This window comes from Myxosarcina sp. GI1(2024), assembly GCF_053543375.1.
The window spans coordinates 1,622,606-1,636,995 of sequence record NZ_JBKGTY010000001.1; the positions used below are offsets into that span (position 1 = coordinate 1,622,606).

General features: G+C 43.6%; 15 protein-coding genes. 3 read left to right on the plus strand and 12 right to left on the minus strand.

Annotated elements, in window-relative coordinates; genetic code table 11:
• Positions 1-2: 2 nt before the first annotated feature.
• From ACLFKQ_RS07785 to ACLFKQ_RS07835, 11 genes are all read right to left on the minus strand, one after another.
• Entirely contained in the window at positions 3-872 is an 870-nt protein-coding gene (locus ACLFKQ_RS07785) for a phosphodiester glycosidase family protein (protein WP_448999231.1), read from the minus strand.
• Positions 869-1,147, minus strand: coding sequence for a winged helix-turn-helix domain-containing protein (locus ACLFKQ_RS07790; RefSeq protein ID WP_448999232.1), 279 nt, complete (start codon positions 1,145-1,147; stop codon positions 869-871). The genes ACLFKQ_RS07785 and ACLFKQ_RS07790 overlap by 4 nt, the downstream gene beginning before the upstream one ends.
• Positions 1,134-1,322, minus strand: coding sequence for a hypothetical protein (locus ACLFKQ_RS07795; RefSeq protein WP_448999233.1), 189 nt, complete (start codon positions 1,320-1,322; stop codon positions 1,134-1,136). Before ACLFKQ_RS07795 ends, ACLFKQ_RS07790 begins: the two co-directional genes overlap by 14 nt.
• A gap of 67 nt (positions 1,323-1,389) precedes the next feature.
• On the minus strand, positions 1,390-2,037 hold the full coding sequence (trmH, locus tag ACLFKQ_RS07800) for a tRNA (guanosine(18)-2'-O)-methyltransferase TrmH (RefSeq protein WP_448999480.1): 648 nt from the start codon (positions 2,035-2,037) through the stop codon (positions 1,390-1,392).
• A gap of 108 nt (positions 2,038-2,145) precedes the next feature.
• Positions 2,146-3,102: a DnaJ C-terminal domain-containing protein gene (locus ACLFKQ_RS07805; RefSeq protein WP_448999234.1), complete on the minus strand. Its 957-nt coding sequence runs from the start codon at positions 3,100-3,102 to the stop codon at positions 2,146-2,148.
• 54 nt (positions 3,103-3,156) lie between these two features.
• The gene (dnaK, locus tag ACLFKQ_RS07810; RefSeq protein ID WP_448999235.1) at positions 3,157-5,487 is read right to left on the minus strand and encodes a molecular chaperone DnaK; all 2,331 of its coding nucleotides are present in this window, start codon (positions 5,485-5,487) and stop codon (positions 3,157-3,159) included.
• A gap of 239 nt (positions 5,488-5,726) precedes the next feature.
• A complete protein-coding gene (locus ACLFKQ_RS07815; protein ID WP_448999236.1) occupies positions 5,727-6,326 on the minus strand; it encodes a TerD family protein in 600 nt (199 codons plus the stop codon).
• A gap of 23 nt (positions 6,327-6,349) precedes the next feature.
• Complete coding sequence (locus ACLFKQ_RS07820) at positions 6,350-6,928, minus strand: TerD family protein (RefSeq protein WP_448999237.1); 579 nt, start codon at positions 6,926-6,928, stop codon at positions 6,350-6,352.
• A 205-nt stretch (positions 6,929-7,133) separates the two neighbouring features.
• Positions 7,134-7,637, minus strand: a complete 504-nt coding sequence (locus ACLFKQ_RS07825; protein ID WP_448999238.1) for a hypothetical protein — start codon at positions 7,635-7,637, stop codon at positions 7,134-7,136.
• Between the two features lie 168 nt (positions 7,638-7,805).
• On the minus strand, positions 7,806-8,027 hold the full coding sequence (locus tag ACLFKQ_RS07830) for a hypothetical protein (protein ID WP_448999239.1): 222 nt from the start codon (positions 8,025-8,027) through the stop codon (positions 7,806-7,808).
• A 63-nt stretch (positions 8,028-8,090) separates the two neighbouring features.
• Positions 8,091-8,300 carry a hypothetical protein gene (locus tag ACLFKQ_RS07835; protein WP_448999240.1) on the minus strand — a complete coding sequence of 70 codons (210 nt, stop codon included), beginning with the start codon at positions 8,298-8,300 and terminating at the stop codon, positions 8,091-8,093.
• A 129-nt stretch (positions 8,301-8,429) separates the two neighbouring features.
• Here ACLFKQ_RS07835 and ldpA point away from each other — a divergent pair, with 129 nt between their 5' ends.
• The 3 genes from ldpA (at position 8,430) to ACLFKQ_RS07850 (ending at position 12,701) form a co-directional block, all read left to right on the plus strand.
• Positions 8,430-9,563 (plus strand): circadian clock protein LdpA, encoded by a 1,134-nt coding sequence (gene ldpA / locus ACLFKQ_RS07840; RefSeq protein WP_448999241.1) that lies wholly within the window; start codon positions 8,430-8,432, stop codon positions 9,561-9,563.
• A 77-nt stretch (positions 9,564-9,640) separates the two neighbouring features.
• On the plus strand, positions 9,641-11,395 hold the full coding sequence (locus ACLFKQ_RS07845) for a R3H domain-containing nucleic acid-binding protein (RefSeq protein ID WP_448999242.1): 1,755 nt from the start codon (positions 9,641-9,643) through the stop codon (positions 11,393-11,395).
• Positions 11,396-11,537: 142 nt separating this feature from the next.
• Complete coding sequence (locus ACLFKQ_RS07850) at positions 11,538-12,701, plus strand: GuaB3 family IMP dehydrogenase-related protein (protein ID WP_448999243.1); 1,164 nt, start codon at positions 11,538-11,540, stop codon at positions 12,699-12,701.
• Between the two features lie 248 nt (positions 12,702-12,949).
• Here the strand turns inward: ACLFKQ_RS07850 and ACLFKQ_RS07855 are convergent, their stop codons facing one another.
• Complete coding sequence (locus ACLFKQ_RS07855; RefSeq protein WP_448999244.1) at positions 12,950-14,371, minus strand: protein adenylyltransferase SelO; 1,422 nt, start codon at positions 14,369-14,371, stop codon at positions 12,950-12,952.
• Positions 14,372-14,390 lie beyond the last annotated feature (19 nt).

Here is a 14,390-nt window from a genome sequence, read left to right on the forward strand (position 1 = left end):
GGCTACCGTACCAATAAAACCGATTTAATTTTACGCTCGACTCTGTTGCCTTCGGAGTCTACTCTGCCATAAAAAGTTTGTCCGCGATAATATAGGGCAGAAGAACTACCGCCATCGAGATTCATCGCTTGAGATACACCTAAAGTAGCTAAAAATTGAGCCAAATCGGGTAGAGATATACCAGAGTTACGAGGCAATTGGGATCGCTGCGCTACCATCACTAAAACAAGATCGCCGTTTGGGGTAATTCCCACCGCACTTCTAGCATTAGGATTATTACTACCGATGACATCGCGAATTATTTTTCCATCTTGGAAAGCAATAAATCCTTCAGCTACAGAAGTATCTTGAGGTAACAAACCCGGACCTCCTCCCAAAGAATCCTGTAAAGTACAATCATCGGGAACGGTAGCAGAATGCAAAACGATATCGTAACGAGTCCGTTGTTGGCAAAGGTAGCGACGCAACTCAATCCGATTTAAGATTTTACCCAAGTATGGCTGCAGATCGGGATTGTCGATTAGTCTTTCATTAGTGCGGGGATCGGCGACTAATTTTCCCTCCCGAACGATATAAGAAGTAGTCTTTTGATTTATGGGATCGAAGTATCCGCCATTAATAGCAGCGATCGCATCGTGAAGTTTGACAAATTCACCAATGCTGGTCAAGTCTGTTGCTACGGCAGGTACTAAACGATAATCGCCGTCCTGGGGAATGGTAACAGTGTGAATTACTTGTTGCGGTCGCTCGTAAACATCGTAGCGAATAGCCGATTTTGACTGAGAAAATGTTGTTTGCGTTAAATCGATACTAAAAGTCAATACAATTGCTAAAGCGATCGCTAATAAAAATCTTTTCTGACCATAGTTCATTTTGTCTTTCGAGCTTGTCTTGGTTGATTGCTGCCAGTTAAATTTATTTCACGGGGATAATAAATCGAGCCTACTCCCATTTTGTTCTGACGAGCGTAAATTTGTTTGCTAGAAATTAATTGTTTTAAACAAACCTGAATCATTGATACAGGTCGTTGAATGCGATCGCTAATTTGTTTTATAGTAATACCAGTACTTTGTTCTCGAACTATTTCTAAAACTCTTTCGGTAGTGTTCGGTCCTGGAGTAGGACTGATAATTTTAATCGCTATCACTAAAAGTAGTCCCTCGATCGCCTCGATAATTGGTTAACAGTGGCTTTCGTTCCACGGCAAATCTGTCGGCGCGAACGAACCAACTCAACCAATACCAGTTGTTTCTGCTGTTATACTCGCGATTTGGAAAAGTGGCAACAATAAGCGCTAAATTTTTCCTGAGAGACTCTGCCACTCACTCGACTTGAAAAAGGTAGAAGCGACTCGGGTCGAATTAGAGCTAATTTAAGCGCAAAATTAGATTATTTCACGATTTCTCCTTCTTCTCCCAGTTCCGGATAGGGTTGTCCCTGTTGACGATATATTGCTGCCAACTCTGGATAACCCCATTCAAATATTGTCTGCTGGTAAGTTTGGCGATCAAGTCGCACTCGCTCGTAACAACCTGCTGCTAATCTTTGGCGTTGGGCTTCAAACAAAATCACGGCGGCGGCAACCGATACATTGAGGGACTGTACCATGCCCAACATGGGAATTACTATGTGTCCGTCGGCTAACTCGGCAGCAGTTTCGGTTACGCCCCATCTTTCCGTACCCATTAGAATTGCCGTAGGTTTAGTGTAATCAACTTGGCGATAGTCGATCGCGCCCTCGCTAAAGTGAGCGGCATAAACCCCATGTCCAGACTGTTGTAACCAAGCGATCGCTGTTTTAATATCGGGATGAACCTGTAGCCGAACCCATTTTTCGCTGCCCTGGGCAACTTGAGAATAGGTAGGCATTTCGCTATGACGATTGACGGCATGAACGGCATAAACCCCTACTGCATCGCAAGTACGAATAATTGCCGAAAAGTTATGCGGCTTATGAACGTCTTCAGTCAAAATCGTTAAGTCTGGCTGTCGGCGATCTAAAACTTGTTTGATTCTTTGATAACGTCTGGGAGTCATGATACTTAGTAGCAAGTAGAAAGTAAACAGTTTTTTGGGCACCAAGTATTTCCTCCTCCGCTGCCCCTGCTGCCTCGACTTTCTCCGCCACCACCCCTATTTTCTACTTCAAAAACGCAAATTTTTAATTATATTTTGACGGGGATAAAACTGTTCTAACTCTTTTAACTTTTCGTAAAGGTCCCGCTCGGCTTGGCTAATTTCTCTGGGAGTAACAATTTGCAGTTCGACTAGCTGATCGCCACGTTCGCTGCCATTAAGTGATTCGACGCGATCGCCCGACCGTAGAGGATAACCTTTATTCGCCAAACGCAGTCTTTGACCAGAACGTACTCCTTGGGGTACGGTTACTTTAACCAAACCGTCGAGCGTCGGCACTTCGATGGCACTACCTAAAACTGCTTCTGTAGGTGTAATGGGAACTTTACAGTAAATATCGGCTCCCTGAATTTCAAAAAAAGGATGACGGGCAACAGTAATTTTGAGATAGAGATTGCCGCCATCAATGCCCAAGCCTTTAAGTCTAATTCTTTGACCGTCTACCATCCCAGGAGGCATTGCTACCTCCAGCGAACGCCCATCTTCTAAACGAATCTTTTCTTTACCGCCACGATAGGCACGGTCTAGTGGTAAGGTCAGTTTGGCTTCAATGTCGCGACGCGTGGGGGTAACCACTCTTTCTCTTCTAGTGGTTCCAGGACGGTAGAAATCATCCTCTACTCTAACGCGAGAACGCGGCTCGGCAGTGGCAGTCCTCGTCCCAGAGCGATTGTTGCGAGTGAAGTTATTGACGAAATTAGCATTGTTATTTCTGTTAGTTCTACTACCGACACCGCCGACACCTTTTTTAATTCGTTCGCGGTCGTATTGAACCCTTCTGGTTTGGTCGGAAAGAATTTCGTAAGCTTCATTAATATCTTTGAATCTTTCTTCTGCCGTTTTGTTTCCTGGATTGGCATCGGGATGATAGCGTCTGGCTAGGGTACGATAAGCCTTTTTAATCTCTGTGCTCGAAGCATTTTTGCTAACGCCCAAAATTTCATAGTAGTTCCGCACGTTTGGCATCTGTTAGTTATCAATTATTTTTACAATGAGCAATTATCGATTATCGTTCGTCGTTTAGAACCATTCATCATCATCTTCATCCCAATCATTTTCATAGGGAAGGTTTGATGGGCGATTGCGATTGTAGTAATGGTCTACCGGAGGACTTTCCCCGGGAGCATTTCTCGAACTCCGTGTATTGCGGCGACCGTAATTAGAAGTATTGCCGCTGTAACCACTCGAGCTAGGTGGTGCACTGCGGCGATCGCGTTCTGGCGGCAGGTCGTCATAACCTCTAGCAGGACGGCGAGGTTCGCCCCGATAGCTATCGTAACCGCGGCGCGGTTCGTTACTAGGAATATCGTCCCACTCATCATAATCTCCCCGACTAGGACGGTAACTAGGAGGATTTTCCCGATAGTCATCATAAGCAGGGTAGCGGCGATCGCTAATTTCTGGAGGATAACCATAGCCATTGCGATAGTCGGGGCGACGAGGATCGTAACCAAAGTCCTCATCTAGTTTGTCATCATCTCCTAAAAAGGTTTTGCGAATCGAGCCAAAGAAATCTTCGTCTTCTTCATCTTCGTACTGTAGTCTGATTTCACGATTCAGTTCGTAAAGCACGTCTTGCAAATCCGCTTGAGAGCGGTCTAAGCTGCGTTCGTCATTTTGTTCGAGACTTTGCAGAATTTCTTCGCACAATACATCGATGCGCCGGCGGTAGTAGCCAGCAAACTGACTGCCAAAATCGAGAGTAACTTCTTTAAGTTTGCGTTGGGCGCGATCGGTTAAAGCCCTAGCGCGATTGCGTTTTTCTACTCGTTCTCGTCGAGCTCGGTCTTCTTCGGCAAACTGTTCGGCTTCGCCAATCATGCGATTGATTTCTGCTTCGCTAAGAGTCGAAGCCCCCGAAACCGTAATTCCCTGTTCTCTTCCCGTGGTTTTGTCTCTAGCGGTTACTTGTAAGATTCCGTTAGCGTCGATATCAAAAGATACTTGAATTTGGGGTATACCTCTAGGAGCAGGAGGAATTCCCGTGAGTTTAAACCGTCCCAAAGATTTATTCCCCGCCGCCATTTCACGTTCTCCCTGAAGAACGTGGATTTCTACCATAGTTTGATTGTTTTCCCCGGTCGAAAAAACATCGCCCCGTCGTACGGGAATGGTAGTGTTGCGGGGTAAGAGTTTTTTCATCACGCCGCCAATAGTTTCTAATCCTAGAGAGAGGGGAGTAACGTCTAACAACAGGATATCTTTGACCTCATTGGTAATAATACCCGACTGAATTGCCGACCCAATCGCCACTACTTCATCGGGATTGACATTTTGATTGGGTTCGAGGTCGATGTAGCTGCGGACTAAATCCTGCACCATGGGAATGCGAGTCGAACCACCTACTAAAACTACTTCATCGATCTGCATGGGGCTGATGCCCGCATCAGAAATGGCACGTTTGAGGGGACGACGTAGGCGACTGACCAGATCGCCGCAAAGTTCTTCAAATTTGGCGCGAGTCAATCTGGTTTCGATGTGTTTGGGTCCTGCTTCAGTGGCGGTGATAAACGGCAAATTGATATCAGTCTCCGCTACTCCTGAAAGTTCGATTTTGGCTTTCTCTGCGGCTTCAGTAAGCCTTTGTAGTGCTTGGCGATCGCTTTTACGCAAATCTACTCCTTCTTGTTGCTCGAACTCTTCTGCCAACCAATTGACGATCCGGCGATCGAAGTCATTACCCCCTAGTTGAGTGTCCCCACTAGTAGCTTTGACTTCAAATACTCCGTCCCCAATATCCAAAATAGTGACATCAAAAGTTCCCCCTCCCAGATCGAAGACCATAATCGTTTGAGCGCGTCTTTGGTCTAAACCATAAGCTAGAGCTGCCGCCGTCGGTTCGTTGATGATACGTAATACTTCTAATCCAGCGATTCTACCCGCATCTCTGGTTGCCTGTCGTTGAGAATCATTAAAATAGGCAGGTACGGTAATTACTGCCCCCGTAACTGCTTCTCCCAGATAACGTTCTGCTTCTTCGGCTAACTTGCGTAAAATCATTGCCGAAATTTCTTCTGGGGCGAATTCTTTTTTGAGACGGGGACAGCGAATTTTGATATTGCCCAGTTCGTCGGGACGAATTGTATAGGGGACCTGCTTCGATTCTGGCTGCAGTTCGCTATACTGACGACCCATAAATCTTTTCACGGCATAAAAAGTATTCTGCGGATTTAATACCGCTTGTCGTCTGGCTAACTGTCCAACTACCAATTCTCCATTTTTATTAAAACCAATCGTCGAAGGAGTAGTTCGCATTCCTTCTAAATTGGCAATTACTACTGGCTTTCCGCCCTCCATTACGGCAACTACGGAGTTGGTTGTTCCCAAATCTATGCCGACTACTTTTCCCATGCGTGCAATGGTCTCCTAGAATCGTTCCCCAAGCTTTTTTGCTACTGTAAACTATACAATTTATATAATCTAAGGACAAAAGGCTGTCTGTGTAAAATACACGCATTTGACCTTAATATATTTGCTCTGTTTATTCTCTCTAGTTTATCTTATGGAATGGGAAGCACGTCGTTAGATTGAAGCGATCGCTAACAGCGTTAGCTGACTGCTGCTTTGAAAGTTTTAAAAGCAATACTAAGTTAAGTATAGAATTTAGCTACTTCCTGTAACCCCTCTACTCTAAAACCGTCACCGATCGCTGCCATTTTCCACTCGTTATTATGACGATAGACTTCCGCTAAAATCATACCGGTCATGCCAGTATATTCGCTGCCCGATAAATTGTAACGAGCGAGTTCTCGATTATTAGCGCGATCGACTAAGCGCACGAATGCATTATCGACCTGACTAAAGTCTTGTTTTCGCTGAATGCACTTATAGATATTAATAACAAAAACCAAGTAAGCAATGTCACTAGGAATTAAGGGCAAATTTAAGTTAATGATTTCATCGTCACCTTCTCCTGCCCCAGTTAAATTATCTCCCTGATGGGCGATCGCGTCGCTATAATGACGCAGGTTGCCAAAGTAAATGACATTTTTGATATCGGTCAGTTTTTTATCGGCATTGAGACAGATAACTGACGAATCGAGATCGAAATCGCGATCGCCGCGCAAGCTACCTAAGATACCGCCAGATTTGGAGGCGACATCCCAACCCAAACCACACATAATTTGTTTTAAACCAGGTGCTTCTTTCGTCAGAGAAATGCGTTGTCCTTTTTTTAAAGAAATTGCCATAGTTAATAAATAATTTTCGCGGTTTAATTTTGATAACGATCTAACAGAGCCTGTAAACCTCCTTGATATCCGGCACCGACAGCATTCATTCGCCATTCACCATCTTTACGATATAGTTCTGCCATAATTAAAGCTGTCTCGGTAGAAAAATCCTCTGTCAAGTCGTAGCGAATAATTTCCTTTTCATCCGCACCATTAACAATACGCACGAAAGCATTCTGCACCTGACCGAAGTTTTGCTTGCGCTTGTCTGCCTCATGAATGGTAACGGCAATCACCATTTTGGCTACGTGGTCAGGAACAGTTTTGAGATTGATATCGATAATTTCATCATCACCTTCACCAGCACCAGTAAGATTATCGCCTCGTTGCTGTACCGACTGTTCTGGATCTGGGCTATTGCGATTGTTGTAAAAAATAAAATGTTCGTCAGAGATTAATTTTTCATTACTGCCGAGCATAAACACTGAGGCATCAATATCAAAATCAGCACCAGTATCGGTGGCATTGATATCCCATCCCAAGCCCACAAACACTTCAATTAGCCCTGGCGCAACTTTTTCTAACGAAATCCGCTGTCCTTTAGTTAAATTAACGGTCATAGTTTTTGCATCTTCCCTGAGATTTCTGCTGCCAGTCTAGCTTAAAAGTCATCCAGGCTGAGAGAGCAAGGGAAGCAAAGGGAGCAGAAAAGAGTTTTTAGGGTTTAAAGGTTAAAGGAAAGAATTAAAAAAAGTAATGTTTACCTTTTACCCTTTCCCTAATTAGTTAGGGCTAGCGGACCTAATAAAATAACATTCTACTTTTTTAACCTTCATAACCCTGAAGATATTCTGGTTTAAACTGCCTTAATATTGTAGTGGCTCTGGCTCTCGAATCTTCAAAGCCTTTAACTACTACTAGATATTTACCTTCATCGAGCAAATTGCGATAGGATAGGGCATCGCCACTGCCGAAAGATAAGCCGACACCACCTCCGACAAAAACGCTGCCCATCGCACCGCCGATCGCGCCTAAAATACCGCCAACGATGTGATTTCCGGGTTCTCCTGCCCAATCTAAAGTATTCAAACCAGTAATTAGGTTGAATAAATACCCTCCCACAAAACCAAAGGGAACGAGCCAATATGCCATATAAAGAGCGCGTTTTTTTGCCTGCACGTTGGGATCGATTAAGCCAAATTCGTCTGCAGTTTGATAACCTTTGCCTAAGATACTAATTTGAGTTTGAGCGATTCCCGCCTTTTCTAAAGCCGTATATGCTGCTTCAGCTTTGAAGCGATCGCTCATTACGGCAATTAAATAATTCATGTTCGTTTTTAATCACAATTGTTACATTGCTCAGACAAATTTTATCGCGAACCGAATCGCTAAATGTCTTTCCTAAATCGGCAATAGTTGATTGTAGGGATTGCTATTGCCAATTAGCAAAGATAATTTTAAATTCAGCAATAAAACTTAAAATTATTTAAATTATTTTTAGCGCAGAAAAATTTGATAGGTTCTAATTACCATGCCGGCTGAGATTTTATGAGAAAACTCCTCAACTTTTTCTAATTCTGAAGAGCGTCTGGGACTATGGTAAACATTACCCATACAAAGACAGCAGACCAGGGCAACTAAATTGGTCATGACTAGATTACGAACAAACGCACTATCTCGTTTGAGTTTGAGAATTTCTTGTAATACTTCGTAAATCATGGAGATGACTAAAAGTATTTACCTTATCGTTATACCATTAAAACAGTAGATTGGCTCTACTATCTAACGCAAAAAAGAATTGGTCTCGACTGCGACGCGAGTAGAAGCAAGCGCAGGATTTGAGTCGCGTTCGCTCGTGCTAGTAGAGTTGGCCTGCAGCTCGGCAATAGTCAAAGAACAGGCGATCGCCACGAGTATCGTCCAAGCTAAATTAGAGATAAAACAACGGTCTTGTTTGAGTTGTGATATTTCTCGGCGAAGTTGCAAGTACATCTTGAGTTTCCCGATTTCATCGAAGTTCCAAGTTCGAATACGACAGAATTTTAAAAATATGCAGAAAATTTTTTTCGCTTCCCTAAAAATTTTTACCACTAATGACAAACAAAGGATTAGGATGTAAGAGTGGTTAGATCCTATCATCCCTTGCATTCACTAACAGCGGGTAGCTGGTTCAAGTTAATTTGCGGAGCTAGTTACCAACACTTACCTGCGGTTCGCAATTTGGCTTTGGCTTATAGTTTGGCTGGTGCTGACTGCATCGATGTGGCTGCCGATGGTGCGGTAATTGCGGCGGCACGAGAAGGAATAGCTGCAGCAGCTAAATTATCTCAACCAGAAAACAATCCTTGGTTGATGGTCAGTATTAATGATGGTGAAGATCCTCATTTTCGTAAAGCGCAGTTCGATCCGGCAGAATGCCCTAGTGACTGCACCCGACCTTGTGTGACCGTTTGTCCCGCCGAAGCGATCGCCTTCGAATCAGAGTATTCTGGGGTTATCGACCGTCTGTGTTATGGTTGCGGTCGCTGTTTGCCTATATGTCCTTCTAATTTAATTACCACTCGCAAGCGAGTATCTACCTTAGAAACTATTATGCCTTGGATCGACGAAATGGCGGTCGAGGCGATTGAAATCCATACTCAGGTAGGTCATTATGACAACTTTAGGCGAGTGTGGCAAAAAATCCTTCCCCAAGTGTCGAGTCTCAAACTAATTGCCATTAGCTGTACCGATGCTCCCTATGTTCTAGAATATCTTCGTTCTTTGTATCGACTGATAAGTCCCCTCCCAATTCCCTTGATTTGGCAAACTGACGGACGTTCGATGAGCGGCGATATTGGCAAGGGAACCACTCATGCGGCAGTTGCTTTTGCGCGCAAAATTCTGGTAGCTAATTTACCCGGATACGTTCAACTAGCGGGTGGTACTAATGATTACACTGTAGTTAAACTAAAAAGAGAGGGATTGTTAGACCAAACTCAGCAAAATCACAGTAATTCTTCAACGGTAAATTCCTTTATTGCTGGTGTTGGTTATGGCAGTTATGCCCGTTCCTTATTGTCACCAATCTTAAAAAGATTAGAAACTCCGGATCTTCACGATTTAGAAAACATATCGTATCGAGCAATGAAGCATTCTGTCAAACTAGAACAAAATCCGCAATTATTAGAGCGAGCAGTATTTTTAGCTAAAAGCTTAATTGGGCAAATTAAATCTAGAAGCGAGCGGAAACCATTGAGTTTATCCCAGAAGTAAGTTGGCTCGGACTGATTAACCGTGAAGATTTGGCGAACAAAAATCAACCAGTATAATTTTTTAATCATTTATTTTTAATGCGATCGGAAAATATATCCTCTCAACGGATGCAAATAACTGATAATTTAGACAAACTACTGGCAATTTTTCCAGATTCGATTCGCTCGAAAATAGAACGGCATCCTCAAAAAGACAGTTTAATCGAGGTAGTCATGGATTTGGGTAGACGACCTGAAGTTCGTTTTACCAATGATGTGGCTTATTTAAGAGAAGAACCAGTATCTGAAGCGGAAATTCAACACTGTATCGACAGAGTCGGTATGTTTAGTGCTGACAATCGAGCGGGAATCGAACGAACTCTGCATCGAATTAGTGCTATCCGCAACCGTACTGGAGACATTATTGGTTTGACCTGTCGTATCGGTCGTGCCGTATTGGGTACGATTGTCATGATTCGCGATTTGGTCGAGACTGGACAATCGATTTTACTTTTAGGTCGTCCTGGAGTCGGTAAAACTACTGCTTTAAGAGAGATTGCTAGAGTACTAGCCGATGATTTCAATAAACGAGTCGTAATTATCGATACCTCTAATGAAATCGCCGGGGATGGCGATGTACCCCACCCAGCCATTGGTCGCGCCCGTCGGATGCAGGTAGCCCGCCCCGAATTACAGCATCAGGTAATGATTGAAGCCGTAGAAAATCATATGCCTGAAGTGATTGTAATTGATGAAATCGGTACGGAATTAGAAGCAATAGCAGCAAGAACCATTGCCGAAAGGGGAGTGCAACTAGTAGGTACGGCACACGGCAACAGTATCGAGAATTTAATCAAGAACCCTACACTATCAGATTTAGTCGGTGGGATCCAAGCCGTAACTTTAGGAGACGAGGAAGCTAGACGCAGGCGATCGCAGAAAACCGTACTAGAACGTAAAGCTCCGCCCACCTTTGCTATCGCTGTTGAAATGCTAGCCAGACAGCGTTGGGTAGTTCACGAAGACGTAGCGGCAACGGTAGACCTGTTTCTCAGAGGAGTCGATCCCATGGCTCAAGTTAGAACGGTCGGTGAGGATGGAAAAGTAAATATAGTTCAAGAACAATCACAGACAAAACAATCTCTAGATGGCGCGTTGACGCAAAATACTACCGTGGTTACGCCCCTGCGTCCTCAAGGTTTGCGTGCCTCGGGTAAGATGGCTCCCGTCAGGGCACTGACTAAATCGCCACCGGTCAATCCAGAATTTGATACCATGCTGGAACGCTCGTGGCAGGTAAAAGAGCCAGACAGTCAAAAAGTTCGTTCTTCGGGTCCTAATGGAGAAGATTGGCCTGTATATGTCTATCCCTACGGTATCGGTCGCTCTCAGCTAGAGCAAGCGATCGAAGTTTTGGATTTACCCATCGTCCTGACTAAAGATTTAGATAATGCTGATGCCGTGATTGCCTTGCGATCGCAGGTCAAGCATCATTCTAAATTAAAACAGCTAGCAAAACAAAAGCATCTGCCGATCTATACAGTTAAATCTAATACTATCCCCCAAATTACTCGTTCTTTAAGGCAGCTAATCGATCTAGACGATTTCAATCTTCCCGAACCCACCGATCTGCGTTTGTTTACTCAGGCAGGAAGCGATGACGAAATTGAAGCCTTGGAAGAAGCCAGATTGGCAGTAGAACAAATCGTCATTCCCAAAGGACAGCCAGTAGAGTTATTACCGCGATCGGCAAAAGTTAGAAAAATGCAGCACGAACTAATCGAACACTATCGATTGCACTCTAATAGCTTTGGCGAAGAACCCAATCGTCGTCTGAGAATTTATCCGGCTTAAAGCAGAGATGGTAAATTGCCAAACTTGCGGCAAGATCGAATTAACTTGCCATAATTAGAACATATTTGTAAAATGCACTCGATCGATTGCTATAAAATTTGATAGGCTAGGCAAATAGCTTTGGGAAGGGAACAATAAAGGCGTGGATATATCAATTGGTTGCGGAAAAAAGGCTCGCAGAGCCTACGGATTTGATGAAATTGCACTTTCTCCCGGAGGGTGCACATTAGACCCTAGTTTGGCAGATACTACTTGGGAAATCGGCGGTATTAATCGAGAGATTCCCATCATTGCCAGTGCCATGGACAGCGTGGTCGATGTACGGATGGCGGTACTATTGTCAGAGTTGGGTTCGATGGGAGTTTTGAATCTTGAAGGAATTCAAACTCGTTATCCAGATCCCGAACCAGTTCTCAACCGCATCGCTGCTGTTGGTAAAGAAGAGTTTGTCGGTTTAATGCAAGAACTATATTCAGAACCAATTCAACCACGTCTGATCGAGCAAAGAATCACAGAAATAAAACAGCAAGGTGGTATTGCCGCAGTTAGTCTGACTCCTGCAGGAGCGAGTAAATATGGTGAGATAGTAGCTAGAGCGGGTGCCGATCTGCTGTTCGTACAGGCTACGGTAGTTTCTACGGCTCATCTGGCTCCTGAAAGTATAGCTCCTCTAGATTTAGCTAACTTTTGCCAGACAATGTCGATACCTGTAGTTTTAGGTAACTGCGTTACTTATGAAGTAGCGATGAATCTAATTAAAGCTGGTGCGGCAGCTGTATTGGTGGGTATTGGACCTGGTGCCGCCTGTACCTCTCGTGGCGTGTTGGGGGTAGGCGTACCTCAAGCTACAGCAACTGCAGACTGTGCGGCTGCTAGAGACGACTACTATGCTGAAACCGGAAGATACGTCCCCGTAATTGCCGATGGCGGAATTATTACGGGAGGCGATATTTGTAAATGTTTGGCTTGTGGAGCAGATGCGGTAATGATTGGTTCTCCGATTGCTAGGGCTGCCGAGGCTCCTGGAGGAGATTATCACTGGGGTATGGCAACACCAAGTCCCGTATTACCTCGTGGTACCCGAATTAAAGTAGGAACCACCGGTACGATCGCCGAAATTCTCGTCGGTCCTGCCAAACTCGATGACGGCACTCACAATCTCTTGGGTGCGATTAAAACCAGTATGGGAACTTTGGGAGCCAAAAATCTCCGAGAAATGCAGCAGGTAGATGTAGTAATTGCTCCGTCACTGCTGACTGAAGGCAAAGTTTATCAAAAAGCTCAACAGTTGGGTATGGGAAAATAATATCAATTCTCGTACATTTATTAGAGTTAGAAACTTAGAATCAGGTGGTATAAGAGACACAATATAAAGATTTACAGGGATATCTAGAGATATTAGGCACAGTAAAAACTCGATCTGTTCGGAAATAGAAGGTTGCAACTGTACTTAATTAGGTCGCACATCCGCACATCCCTGTAAGTTTTTTATTAAAAAAAATATCTTTTTACCTCTCCAGACATTTTCAAGAACTGGTACGAGAAACTCTCTATCTAATCTTTAGTTTGAATTTTCGACAATAAATTGTAAAAAGGTTGCCAGTCATCTGCTTCGGTAATTGGTTGCCAAACTGATTCAATTACAGGACGTAGTAAAGCCGTTTGAGCATTGGCTTGGCTCAGGCGATCGCCTACGGCTTTGATTTCCGCTTCGGGTAATTTATTCAAGCAGAGTTGATACAAATTGCGCCAGCGACCGCCAATCTCTTTAGTAAAGACAGCATTTTCTAAAATTAACTGGCTTTCTTGTTGCCAACCATAATTAAAGCCTTGCGCTAGTTCGGCAAAAAACTGATGATAGCCAATATTTGTCTGGCGTAATAACTTAATAGTTTCAGTAAGTAACTCTTCAGCCAAAGAAATGGGTAATTCTATAAAACCTAACTTCTGTAGCATTAATTTTTGATATTCAGACTCATAGCGAGCGTCAAACTGTGCCAGACCAGCTTCTAGATCGGGTTGAGAAATTACCGCACTCAACGGTACTTGCAGCATCTCTAAATTTAGCTTGCAAATTAGGGGTTGATTGCCATAGCTATAGCGTCTGCCATAATCGAAGTAAGCAGCTGTAAACTGGGGATCGTAGCTGGGAATAAAAGCATAGGGACCATAATCAAAACTCTCTCCTGTTATAGACATATTGTCAGTATTCAATACTCCATGACAAAAACCAGCCGCCATCCACTGTGCGGCTAACTGTGCCGTTCTCTCTACCAATTCGACATAAAATTTACTATATTTTTCTTCACTATCTGCTAGATGAGAATAATAAATATCGATAACGCTGTTTAATAACTTTTCAATTAAATCTGGGCGTTGAATGTAGTGTAATCTTTCAAAAGTTCCAAAACGAATATGAGAGCGGCTAAATCTAACTATTACCGATGAACGAGTTGGGGAAGGTTCGTCACCACGCCATAAAGATTCACCTGTTTCAATTAAACTCAAACAGCGAGAAGTTTTTACTCCTAATTGAACTAAAGCTTCTGCTGCTAAGACTTCTCTGACTCCGCCTTTTAGAGTCAATCTACCATCAGCCGTACGAGAATAGGGGGTTCTTCCCGAACCCTTCGTTCCTAAATCGTATAATTTACCATCGGTACCTCGAACTTGCCCGTAGATAAAACCCCTACCGTCACCCAAATAAGGATTATAGGCTCCAAATTGATAGCCATGATATCGCAAAGCTAAAAAAGGGCGCACTCCACGAAACTTACCAAATGCCTCGACAAAATCTGCATCACTAACAGCTTCAGAATCTAGACCTAATAAAGATAACAGAGAATCATTGCGAAAACGCAATATATGCCGGGGAAATTCTGCTGGTGGAACTAGATCGTAGTAATCATTCCCAAGAGTTTCGATCGCAGTTTCGTAGTTGAGATTTAATATTGGGTTGGAGTTAGCTTCAGTCATATTTATTTATTATTTACAG